Genomic DNA, 17,381 nt, shown 5'->3' with positions numbered 1-17,381 from the left:
GACTTAGGACGGGGAAAAATTACGTTCGGAGGTCTAATGTATAAGGAAAAATGTGGTGTTATAATGAGGTGGCCAAGTAAGTTTCGGCCGTATTTATTGATACAGGAATGGAGAGATAATTTTGAAAAGAAATGTAGGATTCCTCTTGATAGGAGCGGGGTTGCTGTCCTTGCTGTATTTTCTGAATCCGATTGGAGTGTTTTCCTGGACCGGATTGTCTCTCGGAACTGAAGAAATTTATTTAGAGAAATCCGTGGATTCAAGCTCGCTGAATAAACTCGAACTGGATGTCGGCAGTGCGGATGTGAAAGTGACACGTGGAAGCGGCGATCAAGCCAGAGTCACTCTGAGTGGCAGAGCAAGTTCGAATTATGCCGACAAACTGGCTCTGGAAGTAGAAACCAGAGGAGACACACTCGTACTGGGACTGAAACAGGATGTCATCAGCTTCGGGTTTAGAGTGCTGGACATCGAAATGAACGTGGAATTGCCTGAGAAGCAGTGGAAATCAGCCAAGCTTGAGACCGGAAGCGGGAATATTGATTTGGCTGAGCTAAAGGGCGATTCCATCGGGATCAAGGTAGGGAGCGGCAATATCAGCGCGCAGGAAATAGCCTTCCACAAGATCGAATTGAGCGGCGGAAGCGGGAATGCTACATTATCTGGAATCGAGTCGGATCAGATCGATCTGCAGCTTGCATCAGGTAATTTGAATGTGTCGAAGTATACAGCGGATGTATTGAAATTTGATCTGGGAAGCGGCAACGCTGAGTTATTCGACGGACAATCCGCTTTGGAGGGGAATGTCAGCTCCGGCAACGTCAACATAGAGGCGGAAGAGCTGCTTCATAATACCGATTTGAAGCTGGGAAGCGGGAATGTGACCGTTGAACTGACCAGGCAGCCTAAATCTCTCGAAGTTGACTTCCGTGGCGGCTCCGGCACCGGCCGAGTAGACTTTACAGGCATTGAGTATCAGGAGAAGAGTGAAGAGGGCGACGTGCTGAAAGGAACCTTCGGCAGCGGCGATGTTAAGCTGAAAGTCAAAACCAACTCGGGCGATTTCAAGCTGGAAGAAGGCTAGAATACTTATCCTGTACCGGGGCATCGATTCTACCAGAATCGGTGCTCTTTTGGGCTGTTGACTGCGTTTGGCCGTTCTCAGGCGGATTAATGCGCTCTCTTGACGGTTAAGGGTAGAGGAAGCGGTTAGACTAAGAGGGGCTGCCGTTTATACAACTAGCGGATATAGGCAGGCCGTTCGATTGCCATACATACTTAATAAGGAGTGAAAAAAATGAAGGAAATGGTACAGGAAGGTAACGGGTTCGCTATGAAAATAGACGGGCATGTTGTCGCAGAAATTACTTTTGTGCCCCAGGGGGAAGCTCTGGTTATTACACATACCTTCGTATCTGAGGTTCTGCGGGGAAGGAAGATCGGGGAAGAGCTGGTAAGCCGGGTCGTTCAGCATGCGCGTGAAAATAACATGAAAATAGTACCCGCGTGCTCATTTGCCCATGCGCTCTTTAGAAGAAAGAAAGAATATCAGGATTTGTGGGTGCGTGAGGAAGAGTAGAAGCTTCTAAGGTGATAAAATTTTGGGCGGAACCAGAATTGCTTTTTCCATTTCAATGGACTTTTTTTCCAGTTATACGAGTTTATGAGATAGTTCATAAATGACTAACGGGCGATAATCTGCCTGTGTTTGAATAAGAACTGAAGTCCGGCAGCAGAATGCGCCGGGCTTTTGTGATGTATAACCAAATCTTCTCCCTGTATTCAAGCAATTTATCCCTACAGCTGGAAAACGCTGCATGGTTTAATGGAAATAGGGCCGGATTTATCGGCCTGAAGTTCAATATTTGCCTCATTAGGAAATGGAGGTGCGAAAGCAAAGTCGGAGAGATGTCATGTGAATGGATACCAAAGCGGGGCATCTTATTGTACAACCCAATTCTAGGAGGGATCGATTAATGAAAAAAGATTTGACTGGACAAAAGTCGATATTTAAGAAAGCGTCTACATTAGTATTGACGACTACTCTTTTCCTCAGCCTAATTCCGGCGATGGCCTCGGCGGCAGACCGGGGAGCATGGACAGCTTCGACTTCCTATGCATCCGGCGACACGGTAAGCTACGGGGGCAAAACCTATCAGGTTGTACAACCGCATACGTCTTTGAACGGCTGGGAGCCGCCGAACGTGCCCGCATTGTGGAAAGTAGTTACTGGCGGGGGTACGCCGGATACTCAGGCTCCATCTGCTCCATCGAATTTGAGGGTGTCCGGGACGTCGACGACGACAAGCATTGCGCTTGCATGGAACGCAGCCTCGGATAATGTGGGTGTGACAGGCTATGATATCTACCGTGGTACAACCTTAATTGGAAGCGCTTCCGGGACGACGTTGACTTATACGGATACCGGGCTTACCGCGAATACAACGTACACCTACACGGTCAAAGCCAAGGATGCGGCAGGCAATGTATCCGGTGTAAGCAACACGCTCAGCGCGGCGACTCAGCCGGGCAGCAGCGGACCGGACACACAAGCTCCGACAGTCCCGGCGGGACTTGCTTCGACAGGAGCAACAACCTCCAGCGTTTCCTTGTCCTGGAACGCTTCTACGGATAACGTAGGCGTTACACAGTATGAAGTATACCGTAACGGTACGCTGGCCCTGGCAGTGACCGGTACAACTGCCACAGTGACGGGACTGGCTGCGGACACCTCTTACAACTTTACCGTCAAAGCCAAAGACGGTGCCGGCAACGTGTCGGCAGCAAGCGCGGCGATTAGTGCCAAAACCCTGCCTAGCGGCGGAGGCAGCGGTCAGCTGCCTAAGCATATTCTCACCGGGTACTGGCAGAACTTTGTCAACGGTGCCAAGAACTTGAAGCTGCGCGATGTTCCGGCGGAATATGACATTATTGCTGTGTCTTTCGCAGAGATGGACCGTACCAAACCGGGCGGCGTGACTTTTGCGATTGATCCAAGTCTGGCAACGGCTCTCGGCGGTTATACCGAAGCTGAATTTTTAAGCGATATCAAGGCCAAGCAAGCTCAGGGCAAGAAAATCATTCTGTCCATCGGCGGCGAGAAGGGCAACATCGACCTTAGCTCGGCATCCCCGAACGTAAAGAATTTTGTGGACAGCATGTCCGCACTCATTACTCAATATGGTTTTGATGGTCTGGATGTAGATCTGGAGCACGGCTTTAACGTGCCGAATATGACCAGTGCAGCCCGTCAGCTTCAGCAGAAAGTAGGGCCGAATTTCATTCTGACCATGGCTCCTCAAACGATCGATATGCAGAGCAATCAGAGCAGTTATTTGCAGTTCTATGCGAATGTCAAAGATATTACGACGGTCATCAATACGCAGTACTATAACTCCGGTTGTATGCTCGGCCGCGACGGCAAATGCTACTCGCAGGGAACGGTCGATTTCTTGACTGCACTGACTGATCTGACGCTGCAATGGGTACCGGCTTCACAACTCGGCCTCGGTGTACCGGCCACTCCATCTGCTGCGGGCGGCGGTTATGTCTCTGCCGCAGTCGTTAATCAGGCACTGAACTGCCTGGCTACAGGCAACAGCTGCGGCAGCTACAAGCCGGTCGCCAAGTACCCGGATATCCGGGGAGCTATGACCTGGTCGATTAACTGGGACGGTTCGAACGGATACACCTTTGCCAAAACCGTGAAACCACAGCTGAACAGTATGCCTTAAAAACGTAGTTATTCGACAAAAAACATCCCGAAGGGCACAAAACCCTTCGGGATGTTTTTAATTTGTCAGAAAAGTTTGAGGAAAGTTCAACGTTTCTTTATCCGGAATTGATTTCCGGCTCATAAGAAATTGATACAATACAAGTGTACAAATAGATTTATTATACAAGGCAAGGTATAAGGTTGCTCAGTCCCTGGTTCTTAGTGTCTATCAGAGTTAGCGGTTCACTATAATTCAATTGATGTCAGGGGGAGAGCCGTGCAGCATCCTGCAAAATTTTTCAAGTACCTGAAACCTTCCACAGGGAAAGAACGGAAATTGTTGACACGTCGCTGGAGTTTTTTGTGTGTGGGAGTTCTATTGGCTTTGGTTAGTATCGTCATTCCTTTTCAAGCGGGATTGCCGCATGCCCAAATGGCCGATACGGACAGTAAGGTGCTTGAAAGCAGCAGGATACCTGCAGGGCAAATCAGCGCGGGCGCGAGCCCCGACCGTACCCTGGATAAAGCGCAATCCGGCGGACAAGCCAGTCATGCCAAAGGTGAAACAGGGCCGCAGGGCGAAGGCAAGGCAGGCAGCCCCCAGACCGGTGGCAGCGCCGGAACCAAGCCTGTAACAGGTAACAAACTGATACAGGTCATGGAGCCGGATACCCGGATCGCGCTTGCTCCAACCATTGTCACCGAGCTTCAGAGCAAGGAAGAGCTCAGTAAGCTCAAAGCTCCGGCTTTGCCTGCTACAGTGATCCTGCATGTGAACAGCGGACTGGTCGTGACGGACTCCACCGGCAAGACAGAAGTTGGGGATCTGGAAACCGTGCTCAGTACGGTGGACGGGCAGATGATCCCGGCGTTCTATGTGAAGAACAAGGAAACGGTGGACCGGCTGGTCAGTATGCTGAAGAGAAAAGGCATCGAGGATGCCTTTGTCGTCTCGGATCAGGGCGAGCTGGTTAAAAGAGCCCGGACCCAATATCCGGTTGTACGCGGGATTGTCGATTTTAGCGCAGCGGGATCTATCCCGTGAGGGGCTGATGAACATCCGGCGCCAGACAACCAAGAGCCTGGCCAAGATCGCCATTATGCCTGCGGCGGCTTCTTCCAGAGAGGCGGTGAACTATCTCCAGCAGCGCCTGATCGTCGTATGGGCCAAGGAGATTTCGGATGCGCCCCGTACCAATCTGGCGGTTCACACGCTTATCACAGCGGGAGTAAACGGGATTGTCACGGATTCGCCGAAGATCGCGCTGGGAGCTCTCAAGCTGTATTCCCACGAGAAGACACTCGTTCGCAAGCCTTACATCATTGCACACCGCGGAATGCCATCCAAGGCTCCGGAGAATACCATCATAAGCGACCGGCTCGGACTCGAAGCCGGGGCAGATTTTATAGAGAACGATATGTATTTGACCAAAGATGGTCATCTTGTTATTATTCATGATCCCGTTGTAGAAAGCACGACGAACGGAAAAGGCAAGGTGGAGGATTTCACCCTCGCGCAGCTCAAGAAATTGAATGCGAATAAGCTTTTTCCAAGCGGATACCCGAATGTACAAATCCCGACGCTGGAGGAGCAGATTGATCTGGCCCGCAGCAAGGGGAAAATGATCCTGGCGGAAATGAAATCGAAGAATCCGGCCGCGATGGAGAAGCTGGTTCAGGTTATCAGAGACAAAGGTGCCGAAGACCTCATGAACGTGATGTCTTTCGATGCCGATCAGCTAAGAAGGCTGTCCGAGCTGATGCCGGAAATGCCATGCGGGCTGCTGACCGGTGAAATAGCGAATGAATCGAAAGTCGATCAGTCATTATCCGACACACTCAAGCTCATGCAGATGCGGAACACGACGCTTAATACCACCTACTCAGGGCTCGGCCAGAATTTTATGGAGGCCGCCAAGCACAGGGGGCTTATTATTTCTCCGTGGACGTTTAACGACAAAGCGAATTTCATGCGGTACTTCGGTTACGGGGCTTACGGCATTACGACAGACTACGCATTCTGGGCTTCGGACTGGGCCGCATCGGTCACACCGGGCATACAAAAAGTAGTGCTGGACGTGAATGAGAGCACGGATTTGTCCGTTATCGTGGAAACCTTCAAAGGAACGAGGACGGATTCGAAGGCGGAAATTATTGTGCTCGACGGGCAGGACAAGATCGGCGTAAGCGGAGGCAGAGTGACTGCGAAAGAGCAGGGAACCGCTCATGTACTGCTTAGATACACCGCTTCAATCGAAGGCGGAGGCCGCTATGATTTGTACACGCAGCCCGTGACGCTGGAAGTAAGAGAGACAGGCGGGGCGGCGGTTAAGCTCTAGAGCACGCAGGCCCCACAGCTTCAAACCGCCGGTACTAGCGCAAGAGATGCGATGAAGCATCAATAAGAGCATTTGTCCCATGGAACGGTGCGGTTCATATGGTTCATACGGAAAGACCTGGCCTCGGTAAACAGAGCCAGGTCTTTTTTTTATGCTTAAACGCGGGACTTCTTCTCCTCATCCCAGTGGATGACATGCCGTGTTCCGCTTTTCGCCTCGTAGATCAGGCGGCGGCTGCGGTTGAACACACAGCGCAGCAGGTGAATGCCAAGTGTCATATCGGTGAAGAAGAGAACGATGGTGTAGAGGGCTTTGGCCACATTCGGCAGAGAGCTGCTTACAATCTGGAGCATAAGTACATGAAGGCCTCCCAGGAGCAAGTAGAGCAGCCCATACCGGATAAGAAGTTCGCTAAGACGGATTCGTTTTCCTTTTCCCTGCAGACGGATCCGGACGATCCATTTGCCGGCGGTAAATCCGTTCGTAGCATACGGGATGACCATGAAATAGACCAGCACCATAGATACGAAGGGATAGGGAAAGTCGAGTACGCTAAGGAAGGCTAGCAGAGGCAGCGCCAGTAACCAGTCCATCATAAAAGCAAGCCCCCGGCGCGTATAAGTGACCCGCTTAGCCGAAAAATCCACATGTTCATCAAGTTTGTCCATACGCGGCAGTACAGCGGATATCCAAGCTGCTGCAACAAAACCAAGCATACCTCCTGTGGTATTCATCAATAAATCGTCAATATCAAACAGCCGGTAAGGATAATCATAGATGCCGTATAAGCCTGTGACCTGCGTCATTTCGAAAAAGAGAGCCAGGCTGAAAGAAAGCAGCAGGCAGGCGACCCATCTGACCCGGAAATAATAGCGCAGGAAAATTCCGAACGGGACGGTGAGCAAGACATTGAACACGACCTGGAGGAATGCCCTTTCTTTTAAAAGATGAAGATAGGTTACCGGCTGCTGCGGGTCAACGGCTGTTTCTTTCAGAATGTCCAGAACAAAGTGGAAAGGAACCAACTGGACATAGGAGGCTGCCTGCGGAGGCTCATTATGGATGCTGGCCGGCAGCGGCAGAATGATCAGGTAAAGGACGTTCATCATATATAAGAGAAACAAATACAGCAGTAAAGCCCGGTATTTGTTAATATAGCCATGCTTCCGGTACTGAAAGAGCAGGAAGGGCAAGGTGAACAGAACAGCCGCAACCGGAAAGCTGGCGAAAGCGTAAGAGATCGGGAATAAATAAAAGCTAAGCATTGAGAACACCTGCCAGTAAAGTTTTGATGATGGTTATCCGAGTCAAGGTTAGGGAATGAATGGATCTGGGCGGAATGATTCCTTATATGTAGACGATAACCCGGCACCGTACGTTGCGCGCCGGTCGGTGTGATCCTTATTCTGTCCATATCGAAGCACTCCTGAGCGGAAAGATTGTGCTACAATGATTTTGTTACGGATATTCCTAATGAAAGGTGAAGGAAGCCTTTAATGACGGATCTCGAACATATACTCAAGCTCGTTCAGAGCGGGGCACTGAACCCTGCCGAGGCGGAGAAGCAAATTACCGCAGCAATGCACAGCCGTGCAGGAGCGGAGCAGGAGCTGAATCTCGGATTCGCTCAGCTGGATTTGCAGCGGGAGAAGCGGACGGGCTGCCCGGAAGTGATCTTCGGCGAGGGCAAGACGGTGGAGCAGCTGCTGGTTATCTTTCAGAAGCTGTCCGAGCATTCGGATCGCGTGCTTGCCACCCGGATTGATACGGATAAGGCCGCGGCGCTCACCGGCGCTGTGAGCGGGGCGGTCTATCATACAGCTGCCCGGGCCGTTACCTGGTACCGCAGCGGCAGTCAGCCGCCTGTGCTGCATGAAGGGTATGTGGCGGTTGTCTGCGCCGGTACTTCGGATCTGCCTGTAGCGGAAGAAGCCGCTGTAACCGCCGAGTACATGGGCGTGCGCGTAGAGCGCATCTATGATGTGGGCGTGGCAGGAATTCACCGGCTGTTCCGCAGGCTGGAGCTCATCCGCGGGGCCAATTCCATCGTGGTGGTCGCCGGAATGGAGGGGGCGCTTGCCAGCGTGGTTGGCGGACTCGTCTCTAAGCCGATCGTAGCCGTACCGGCTAGCATCGGCTACGGAGCCAACTTTGGCGGTCTCGCTCCGCTGCTCTCCATGCTCAACTCTTGCTCTCCCGGAGTCGCGGTCGTGAATATCGACAATGGTTTCGGCGGCGGTTATTACGCAAGTATGATCCGATAAAATACTCATGAAAGAGGATGAGTCCTATGCGTATTTTGTATCTCGACTGCTTCTCCGGCTTAAGCGGAGATATGATGGTCGCCGCTTTGGTGGATGCCGGGGCGGATCGCTTGTACTTGGAAGAAGAGCTTCAGCGGATTCGACTGGAACCGTTCACACTTGAGTGGAAACGTGTCATTAAGCGGGGCATCTCATCCTTGAAATTCGATGTTGTGCCTGATCCCGGGCACCCGCCTGTTCATCACAGGCATTACTCCGAGATCGTTGCCATGCTGACCCAGGCGGGTTTTAACGAACGTGTTAGTAGCTTAAGTCTGGCGATGTTCGAGAAAATCGGTCTGGCGGAGTCCAAAATTCATGGAATTCCGCTGGAAACCGTTCATTTTCACGAGGTAGGGGCTATTGACTCTATCGTGGACATCGTCGGTATTGCACTTGCTATAGATTCTCTTCAGGTAGATCAAATCTATTCGTCACCGGTACCGCTGGGCTCAGGGACCATCCGGATTGACCACGGTGTCTATCCGGTGCCTGCCCCGGCTACGCTGGAGATGATGCGCGGGCTTCCCGTTGCTTCGACGAAGCTCCGCTACGAATTGACAACACCGACTGGAGCGGGTGTCGTCTCCGGAATCGTCGATGAGTTCTGCGACGGGATTCCGCCGATGATCGTAGAGGCGATTGGCTACGGTGCGGGTACACGCGACCTGCCGGAGCAGCCTAACGTGCTGCGTGTCATAGTCGGAACAGATACGTCCGGCCTGACGCAGCACGCGCATACGCACAGCCATGCGCATACTCACTCTCATGAGCATGAACATGCACACAGCCACGATCATGATCCTGTACATCACCATGGCCACAGCCATGTGCATGATCACAGCCGCGATCATGGGCACAGCCAGGATCACGATCACGGCCACGGCCATATGCAAGATCACAACCGCGATCACGGCCAGAGCCATGTGCATGATCACAGTCACGAACCGGTTCAAGAGTCCGAACCTCCAAATGAACTGGAGCAGAGTCCTAAGCATAATCATTAAAGGGCTGCCATAGTTCCCAGGCTCCAACTGAATTTTACCTTCAAGCAGCTTCCGTATATTAGCGGAAGCTGTTTTTTTGACATGGACGGGTGAATTTATTCATAGGTATGAAGTAATGGATACCTCATAAAATGTAGGCGTTTACTTGGAGATAGGCTCCAAATGTGTTATCATATTAGTAACAGATATCAAAGGGGGAGAGGATTTGAGACATTCATTTGTTAGAATGAACTGGGTTATTTTCCTGATCCTCTCCCTGATTTGCAGCGTCTCCGTTCCCGCCAAAATCAATGATAATGTGTTTACCGAGTTTAGCTTTGATACCTCGATTCCACTTACGGATGGTACTTCGAAAAATACGGTGCGCAAGAGCGCTCCTCATTTCGCTAAAATTTTTAAAAAACTGGTTAATGTGGCCAATACTTTACTGGTCTTGTTTGTTCTGCCTCTGTTCCTTGCCCTCAACGCCTTTATTACGAGTGTCCCCTTCAGACCTTACATATCCCTGTTAAAACGAAGACAACTGCTTGACCCCATTAAATTCACCTCCACGTTCGTGGGCCATACTCCTTCTTGTTTGATTTAACTCCTTATCTATTAACTCACTGAATTATGTGCGGATTTAATTGAAAAAAACGCCGGTTGAGCCGGTTTCTATAAGTACGCCTGTTTGCTTGTTATCGTGATAGCGTAAGTTGATTTTTGTGGCAGAGTTAGTGATTAAACAACGGAATGATACAGGACGTTTCAGATTAATCCGGTCAAAAAAACAGCCGGTAAACCAAGGGACCCGTGTGTCTTCAGCCGGTGAGTCCTTATATCGCTGCGCGGGCAGGAACCAGGCAGAATAACGGCTTTGCTGCTGCAAAGAGTCCGTTATAACTATGAATGATATGGGAGGCAATACGAGTATGTACGTTAGAGAATCGGATTTACCGGGAATCGGGAAGAAGTTTGTGATCGACAGCCGGGGCGGAGATAAGCTGGTCATTATTATTCATGATGACGGAAGGCGTGAAATGTACCATTTTGACCATGAAGATCCCGATGAGAGCATTTCGATGATTACGCTGGATGATGATGAGGCTAGACAAGTCGCGGCTATTGTAGGCGGAATGACGTATAAGCCCAAAGCGCTGGAGACGATCGAAGTCGCCCTTCACGATCTTATTATCGAGTGGTATAAAATCGAATCCCATTACAAGTGTGTGGGACAATCAATCGGGGAGCTGGATGTCCGGCAGAACTCCGGGGCAACGGTGATCGCCATCGTAGAGCGGAATCAGAAGCAGCAGATTAACCCGGGGCCGGAAGTTGTGCTCAAAGCCGAAACGACCTTGATTGTCGCAGGTGAACGGGAACAGCAAAGACTTATCAAACAAATTTTACTGAACGGAAGTGGTTGAATAGATGAATCATCTTGTATTTGAGGTAGGTCTGGCCATTGCACTTATTGCAGGGGCCGGACTGTTGTCTGCCAAACTCCGCTTTTCCGTCATTCCATTCTATATTCTGGTTGGAATGGCGGTAGGCCCCCATGCTTTACAGTGGTGGCATTTTGACTTCCGGTTTATCGAAAGTCAGCCGCTGATTGAATTTATGGGACGGATCGGTGTCCTCTTCCTCTTATTCTATCTGGGGCTTGAGTTCTCCGTGGGCCGGCTGATCAAGTCGGGCCGTTCTATCGCTATCGGGGGAACGATTTATATTCTCATTAACTTTTCACTGGGTGTATTATTTGCCTGGTCCTTATCATTTCCGCTGGAGGAAATTCTGGTGATCGCAGGGATCACAACCATTTCGTCCAGTGCGATTGTGGCTAAAGTGCTTGTTGACTTGAAAAGAACAGCCAATGCAGAAACGGAAATGATTCTGGGTATTATCATGTTCGAAGATGTGTTCCTTGCCGTATATATCTCCATTCTTTCGGGTCTGGTCCTCAGCGGTTCTTCTACGCTCGGCGGCGTCCTAATGTCCGCACTGATAGCGCTCGGCTTCATGCTGGTGCTGCTCGTTGCGGGCAGGAAGGCCGTACCCTTCTTGAACAAAGCACTCAATATCCGCTCGAACGAATTGTTCGCGCTCGTCATTTTTGCCATTCTGTTCCTCATTGCGGGATTCTCGGAGACGATCCATGTCGCGGAAGCTATCGGCGCTCTCCTGGTCGGACTCGTCCTGGCTGAAACGGAGCATGCTAAGCGGATAGAGCACCTCATTCTGCCGTTCCGTGATTTCTTCGGTGCGATCTTTTTCTTCAGCTTCGGCCTTACGATCGATCCCTTCGCGCTTGGCGGGGCGGTATGGCTGTCGCTGGGAGCGGTTCTCATTACGCTGTTGGGTAATTTCGCTGCGGGCATGTTCGCGGGTAAGACGGCAGGACTCTCGCCCAAAGCTTCGTCTAATATCGGTCTGACGATTGTGGCCCGCGGTGAATTCTCCATTATTATGGCCAACATGGCCAAAGCAGGCGGCCTGCTCACGATTATTCAGCCTTTTGCGGCACTCTATGTGCTCATCCTCGCTATTCTGGGGCCGCTTCTGACCAAGGAAAGCAAGCACATTTATAAAGCGCTGGATAAAGTCTTTAAATTCAAACCGCCTTCCAAGGTAATAAAACAGAATCGGCCGAAAGAAGGAGGAAGCTGATCTGTATTCGGATCCAAAGCGCTGTCCGGTAAGAAACCATCCTTGCGGATGGAATTAACCTAGCGAAGAGGAGGAATCGGAATGAAGCTTGTACGTGTTCCTGCAGGACCGGCTAAGCAGCCTGCCTTGGGCAGGCTAACCCGAACACAGTGGGGGCTTAAGCTGTTGATGGTCGTTCTCGGCAGTTTTCTTGCCGCTGTCGGGCTTGAATTGTTTCTTATACCGAACGGGATGATTGTAGGCGGAATGACGGGTGTCTCCGCACTGTTCGCCCATTTTACAGAAATGCGGCTCGGTTTGTTCTTGTTTGTGCTGAATCTGCCGCTTATCTTATTGTCTTACCGCCGTGTACGCAGGGAATGGATACTCGTCACTTTCCTGGGATTGCTGGTCTTCTCGGTCAGCACTCTCTTTCTGCATCCCGTACCGGCCCTCCTTGAGAACGGACTTCCTGCCGCATTAGGGGGAGGATTGGCTTTAGGTCTGGGGATAGGTCTTGTGGTCAGGTACGGAGGTACGCTCGATACTCTGGAAATGACGAACGGCACCTGGAAATTAAAAGATGCGGGGGCCGCGTACCACGGAGTGATGCTGCTCAATCTCATGATCTTAACCGGCGCGGGTTTTATTTACGGCTGGGAACAGGCCATGTATTCGATTCTTGCCTATTTGCTGGCTTATGAAATGGTTCACTTTGCGATGAGAGGATTTACCGTTCATCGGCGGGTGAATATTATTAGCTTATGGCCTGAGGATATTGAGCAGGAGGTGGAGAGGCGCCTCGGACGCATTGCCCAATACCCACAGCAGCCGGCTGATGAATTTGAAGACAATAGGGGGGCACTGACCGGAGAAGAAGATGCAGGGGGAGCAAGGCACAGAAGCCGCCGCACACCGCATTCATTCTCTTATGTCGTTCATTTCATGGAGATGCCGAAGTTTAAAGCGATCGTCGGGGCTGCCGACCCGCTTGCTGTGATTACAGTGGAAGAGCAGGGAGTCAGAAGAGACGGACGACCTGTGAATTAATGCGAAGCTGACAAAGCATGAGGGCTGCCGAATGGAGCCTGCCGCAAAGGCAGTCCAAGTGAGGCAGTCCTAACAGATAAGCACAAGCACCTTGGGAACCGCTCTAACAGTGGGCCCGAAGGTGCTTGTGCTATTTGCATTGAGCCGCTCGGCCCCTGCCACCATCCATTCACCGATAAAACGGATTACTCCGGCGCAGGCGCGGACTTGAGCTTGCTAAATTGCATCCGTACTTCATCGTACACGGATTTGAGCGGAATTCCGTGCTTCCGTGCGATTTCGGAGCACTCTGCAAATTCGGGCGCATACTGGACCAGCTTACCTCTGTGGTAGCCAGCTTTGACCGTCAGAAGACCCCAGGAAGTCTCGACCGAATGGAATTCCCTGGATAACCGGTGGCATACAGCGGGGGCATAACGGATCCCGAGCGTAGTCGTTTCGCGGAAAATAACCGTTTCTACCGCCTCCAGCCGGGTCTCCTCCACGAGGACATTGAGCATGATGCCAGGGCGGCCTTTTTTCATCAGAATCGGAATCCAATAGACGTCGTTGGCCCCTTCTTCAAACAGCCGGTCGGACACGTAAGAGGTCCATTCGGGGTTCATATCATCCAGATTGGCTTGAACCATTAGCATGGCAGGATCTCGATGCTCTTCCCTGTGATCAAAGCTCATTGGTATACCTCCGGTTATAGGATATTACAAGTGAAAAGGATGCAAGTGTAAGTCCCTCTGAAGCATATATGCCGCCAAATTGTCCGTCTGACAAAGAGCGCGCCTAATCATCATCGGGAAGATCGCGCGTGACCTGGGCGATCCGCTCAACGACAGCTTCTGGCGGTTCGAGCGGTGGCCGAAATAAGCAGAGCTAGCAGAACTAGTGGAGCAGCAGAGCTAGCAGAACTAGTAGAACTAGCGGAACTAGCAGAAGTAGCAGAATTAGCGAAACTAGCAGAACAAGCGGAACAAGTGGAACAAGTGGAACTAGCGGAACTAGCTAGAACTAGCAGAGCACAGAACTAGCTGAACAGGCCCGCCGCCACTAACGGATGGCAGCCGGCTTACCAGATCTAGGCTACTTCAACAGGGAGTTCATGAACTGGCCGTACTGCCGGAGCATTTCGCGTCCGGACAACTCTCCGCTGAAGTCCTCGGCACCAAGCCAGCCCTGGTAACCGACGGCCTGGAGGTCACTGATGACCTGCCGCCAGTCGACCATGCCCGAACGAAAAGAACATCCGCCTGAGGTCCAGCGGACGATGCCGTTTTCTTCGGGGCCAGGCTCCCAGCCGGCATTTTTAACATGTACATGAGCCAGGTAAGGGCCCAAGAGCTCCATGCCCATGCGGTAATTCTCGAAGCCTTCATAGACCATGTTGCCCGGGTCATAGAGCACTCCGATGTGATCAGGGCTTAAGCCTTCTACCAGCCGGTAAGCTGCTGAGGCGCTGGGAGCAATGGTGACATGGTGGGTCTCGACGAGCCCTTTGACACCATACTGGGCACACAGGCTTTCGGCTGCCTTCAGATAAGCCAGCTGTTCCTCGAACAAGCCGCCGTAGCGGCGTGAGCGGTCATACCGGTGGACGCCGAGCCGGATGAAGGAAGCACCGAGCTTGCGCGCTGCCTCCAGCACGCGCCTCGTGCCTTCCAGATCACCGCAGGTAAGGTAGGGCGTCACACTTACCGTGATCATGCCGTTTGCTTCCACCGCCTGTCTGAACCGGATGAGCTCTGCTTCGTCCCAGTCGGAGGAGATGGAACAGAGGTTATTGCGCCAGTAAGAAGGAGTTTCGTGAGCCATTTCAGGCGGCACGTCCTTGTATCTCCACTCGACGCCCGTGATTCCGGCATCCCGTGCGGCTGAGACAAGTTCCTCCGGCGTCAGATCAGGCGTAGCGGCAGTGAATACGGAAAGTTTCATGAAGTGGGAGACCTCCCAATAAACTAGAGTGGATAAGCATGTAAAGGTGTAGAAAGAAGCTGGAATATGCATGCACATCTTGCCCATACAATTCCCCGGATTCTTCGCTTTATTTTCTGAGTATGGCGTGATAGCCGGTTTCCCAACAAGCCGTTCCTGCGCGCAGCTATCCAAAGATCCAGGATTTTACTATCTGTGCATGTAACGGCGTAGTGGATGAATAAGCTTAAGTAGACAGATTCAAGTAGACAGGGAGTCCCGGATGATTTTCTTGTATTTCTCAGGTGTCAGACCGATTTGCTGCTTGAACAAACGGCTGAAATGGGCGAGATGTTTGAATCCGACCTGCAGACATACTTCTGTAACCGACTGAGTCGGATCATGCATGAACAAGGTCTTGGCTTCATTAATGCGGCGCCGGTAAATAAAATGAAAGATCGTGAGACCTGTAATTTCCTTGAATATTTTGGAAAGATAAAATTTACTGAAATTCAGATGCTTCTGAAGGTGCTCGAGCTGCAGGTCTTCCGCATAATGCTCCTCAAGAAAGCTGACGATCCGCTGTACGTGCTTCTCTTTCTCCGACGTAAACTCGCGCCGGGTCCGCTGCGTCCGAAGACACTGCTCATGAATGAAGTAAAGCAGATCGACGAAAGCCAGATGCAGCCTGTTATAGCCGATAATGCCGCCTGAGGTATGATGCGTATGCATTTCAAGCAGAATGCGCTCCGCTTCTTCCTTTTCCCGGCCGCGCAAAGACAGCTTGAAATTCTTGAGTTCCTGAAAAGGCTGCAGCATGTTGACGGCATGGGGCAGTTCAAGAAACGGCTTCAGAACAGCCGGTTCAAAGTGGACAGTCGTCCGGATGTAAGGAACGGATGTATCTACCTTCGGACAGTGGAGGGTCATCCCGTTCATCAGGATCAGATCTCCCGGCTGAAGCATATAGATACTGCCGCCGATCAGATAGTTGCAGCTCCCGCTGTGAAAATAATACACCTCATAGTAGGTGTGGGAATGAAAGGCGGAGCCCACCGGATTGTCGTTGCGGTATGTAATTCCGAGCGTATCCTCGTGAACGGAGAAATTGGAGAACATAGGCGTTATGCACCGCGTTTCATCTGGATATGAGCAGATTCGGATGCAGCTTGTCAGGAAATCTGCTCCATCCAGTGTACCATGCCGTTTTTTGTTCACCAAGCGGAGTTGGAGCGGTTACACCCGCCGGGTACCGGCTGATGCCTCAGTTTTGGCGGTGCCGGAATTACGGATCTGTTCCTGGAGCAATTCATAGAACCGGTCTTCGTCGAGCGGGAAGTCCACCCACTCGTCAGTCCATGTGGACATCAGCATGGCGTTCGAAAGCGAAAGGCCGTGAATTCCTTCTTCACCGGGGGAAAGCAGAGGCGTGCCCTGGAGAATTCCGTTGATCCAGTCCTGGGTGATCAGATAATGTTCTCCGCGCGGTTCTGCTACGGGAATGTCGATTTTCCAGAACTCCGGCTGTCCGAACATACCTGTGAAGGCGGCATTGAATTCAGTCTCGGACTGGCGTGAACGGTAGAGGGTCAGCCGGTCGTCTTCTACTACGATCTTGCCGCGATCGCCAATGATCTCCAGCCGGTTCGTACCCGGTGTCTCGCAGGCTGAAGTGATGAACACGCCGGTGGCGCCGTTTGGATATTCGACATAAGCCGTAACTTCATTCTCTACTTCAATCGTCCGGTATTTGCCGAAGGAGCAGAAAGCGCGCATGCGGGTGGGCATCATGCCGACGACCCACTGCCACAGATCGAGTTGGTGCGGGGACTGGTTGATCAGCACGCCGCCGCCTTCCCCGGCCCAAGTGGCGCGCCAGCCGCCGGAGTTGTAATAGCTCTGGGCCCGGTACCAGAGGGTGATGATCCAGTTCGTTCTGCGGATCTCACCGATCTCGCCTTCGGCAATGAGATCTTTCACCTTCCGGTAGAGAGGCTGTGTCCGCTGGTTGTACATGATGCCGAACACTTTACCGGAATCCTTGGCTGCCTGGTTCATGTCACGCACTTGTTTGGTGTAGACACCGGCCGGCTTCTCGGTAAGTACGTGCAGACCGTGCCCGAAGGCCGCGATGGCTTCCGATGGGTGAGCATAGTGAGGTGTACAAATGATCACTCCGTCAATTGCACCCGAGGCATACATGTCTTCTACATTTGTAAAAATAGCGAGCTGATTTCCCAGCGCCTGCCTGGCCCATTCCAGACGTTCCGGGTTCTGGTCGCATACCGCCGTTAATACGGCTCCGCTGACTTTGTTCTGGATTAAATGTCTGGCATGTCCTGTACCCATGTTGCCTAAACCAACGATACCAATACGGACTTGATTCATGATCGTTACCATCCTCTCCGGCTGTAATCTTGGGATTGTCTTGTGACTAGTG

Annotated in this window: 16 protein-coding genes; 11 read left to right on the top strand and 5 right to left on the bottom strand. The window is 51.6% G+C overall.

The features are described 5' to 3' along the window. The first annotated feature begins 121 nt into the window (after positions 1 to 121). The 5 genes from AR333_RS19920 (at position 122) to AR333_RS19900 (ending at position 6,054) form a co-directional block, all read left to right on the top strand. Positions 122 to 1,084, top strand: a complete 963-nt coding sequence (locus AR333_RS19920) for a DUF4097 family beta strand repeat-containing protein (RefSeq protein WP_068777128.1) — start codon at positions 122 to 124, stop codon at positions 1,082 to 1,084. A 213-nt stretch (positions 1,085 to 1,297) separates the two neighbouring features. Next, complete coding sequence (locus AR333_RS19915) at positions 1,298 to 1,579, top strand: GNAT family N-acetyltransferase (protein ID WP_068777127.1); 282 nt, start codon at positions 1,298 to 1,300, stop codon at positions 1,577 to 1,579. Between the two features lie 397 nt (positions 1,580 to 1,976). After that, positions 1,977 to 3,734, top strand: coding sequence for a glycosyl hydrolase family 18 protein (locus AR333_RS19905; RefSeq protein ID WP_068777125.1), 1,758 nt, complete (start codon positions 1,977 to 1,979; stop codon positions 3,732 to 3,734). 348 nt (positions 3,735 to 4,082) lie between these two features. Further along, positions 4,083 to 4,760, top strand: coding sequence for a hypothetical protein (locus AR333_RS25480; protein WP_253735917.1), 678 nt, complete (start codon positions 4,083 to 4,085; stop codon positions 4,758 to 4,760). Next, positions 4,726 to 6,054: a glycerophosphodiester phosphodiesterase family protein gene (locus tag AR333_RS19900; RefSeq protein WP_253735916.1), complete on the top strand. Its 1,329-nt coding sequence runs from the start codon at positions 4,726 to 4,728 to the stop codon at positions 6,052 to 6,054. The genes AR333_RS25480 and AR333_RS19900 overlap by 35 nt, the downstream gene beginning before the upstream one ends. Positions 6,055 to 6,209: 155 nt before the next feature. Here AR333_RS19900 and AR333_RS19895 read toward each other — a convergent pair whose 3' ends face one another. Beyond that, complete coding sequence (locus tag AR333_RS19895) at positions 6,210 to 7,319, bottom strand: VanZ family protein (protein ID WP_068777124.1); 1,110 nt, start codon at positions 7,317 to 7,319, stop codon at positions 6,210 to 6,212. Between the two features lie 231 nt (positions 7,320 to 7,550). Between AR333_RS19895 and larB the strand changes: the two genes are divergently transcribed. From larB to AR333_RS19865, 6 genes are all read left to right on the top strand, one after another. Next, positions 7,551 to 8,318: a nickel pincer cofactor biosynthesis protein LarB gene (gene larB / locus AR333_RS19890; protein WP_068777123.1), complete on the top strand. Its 768-nt coding sequence runs from the start codon at positions 7,551 to 7,553 to the stop codon at positions 8,316 to 8,318. A gap of 26 nt (positions 8,319 to 8,344) precedes the next feature. Beyond that, positions 8,345 to 9,364, top strand: a complete 1,020-nt coding sequence (larC, locus tag AR333_RS19885; protein ID WP_084783867.1) for a LarC family nickel insertion protein — start codon at positions 8,345 to 8,347, stop codon at positions 9,362 to 9,364. Positions 9,365 to 9,569: 205 nt separating this feature from the next. Next, positions 9,570 to 9,950 (top strand): hypothetical protein, encoded by a 381-nt coding sequence (locus tag AR333_RS19880; RefSeq protein ID WP_068777122.1) that lies wholly within the window; start codon positions 9,570 to 9,572, stop codon positions 9,948 to 9,950. A 325-nt stretch (positions 9,951 to 10,275) separates the two neighbouring features. Beyond that, on the top strand, positions 10,276 to 10,770 hold the full coding sequence (locus AR333_RS19875) for a cation:proton antiporter regulatory subunit (RefSeq protein WP_068777121.1): 495 nt from the start codon (positions 10,276 to 10,278) through the stop codon (positions 10,768 to 10,770). A 4-nt stretch (positions 10,771 to 10,774) separates the two neighbouring features. Further along, positions 10,775 to 12,010, top strand: coding sequence for a cation:proton antiporter (locus tag AR333_RS19870; RefSeq protein WP_068777120.1), 1,236 nt, complete (start codon positions 10,775 to 10,777; stop codon positions 12,008 to 12,010). Positions 12,011 to 12,091: 81 nt separating this feature from the next. Next, on the top strand, positions 12,092 to 13,039 hold the full coding sequence (locus AR333_RS19865; RefSeq protein WP_068777119.1) for a YitT family protein: 948 nt from the start codon (positions 12,092 to 12,094) through the stop codon (positions 13,037 to 13,039). 185 nt (positions 13,040 to 13,224) lie between these two features. On the opposite strand, the gene larC (AR333_RS19860) is transcribed toward AR333_RS19865, so the two are convergent. The 4 genes from larC (AR333_RS19860) to AR333_RS19845 all read right to left on the bottom strand — a co-directional run bounded on the left by larC (AR333_RS19860) (position 13,225) and on the right by AR333_RS19845 (position 17,329). Next, positions 13,225 to 13,713 (bottom strand): nickel insertion protein, encoded by a 489-nt coding sequence (larC, locus tag AR333_RS19860; protein WP_068777118.1) that lies wholly within the window; start codon positions 13,711 to 13,713, stop codon positions 13,225 to 13,227. A gap of 400 nt (positions 13,714 to 14,113) precedes the next feature. After that, on the bottom strand, positions 14,114 to 14,962 hold the full coding sequence (locus AR333_RS19855) for a sugar phosphate isomerase/epimerase (RefSeq protein WP_068777117.1): 849 nt from the start codon (positions 14,960 to 14,962) through the stop codon (positions 14,114 to 14,116). Positions 14,963 to 15,202: 240 nt separating this feature from the next. Further along, complete coding sequence (locus tag AR333_RS19850; protein WP_068777116.1) at positions 15,203 to 16,060, bottom strand: AraC family transcriptional regulator; 858 nt, start codon at positions 16,058 to 16,060, stop codon at positions 15,203 to 15,205. A gap of 117 nt (positions 16,061 to 16,177) precedes the next feature. Further along, positions 16,178 to 17,329 (bottom strand): Gfo/Idh/MocA family protein, encoded by a 1,152-nt coding sequence (locus AR333_RS19845; RefSeq protein ID WP_068777115.1) that lies wholly within the window; start codon positions 17,327 to 17,329, stop codon positions 16,178 to 16,180. Positions 17,330 to 17,381 lie beyond the last annotated feature (52 nt).

The organism is Paenibacillus sp. FJAT-26967 (assembly GCF_001541095.1).
In the GTDB taxonomy this organism is placed as follows: domain Bacteria; phylum Bacillota; class Bacilli; order Paenibacillales; family NBRC-103111; genus Paenibacillus_F.
This window is presented reverse-complemented; position numbering and strand designations above follow the sequence as displayed.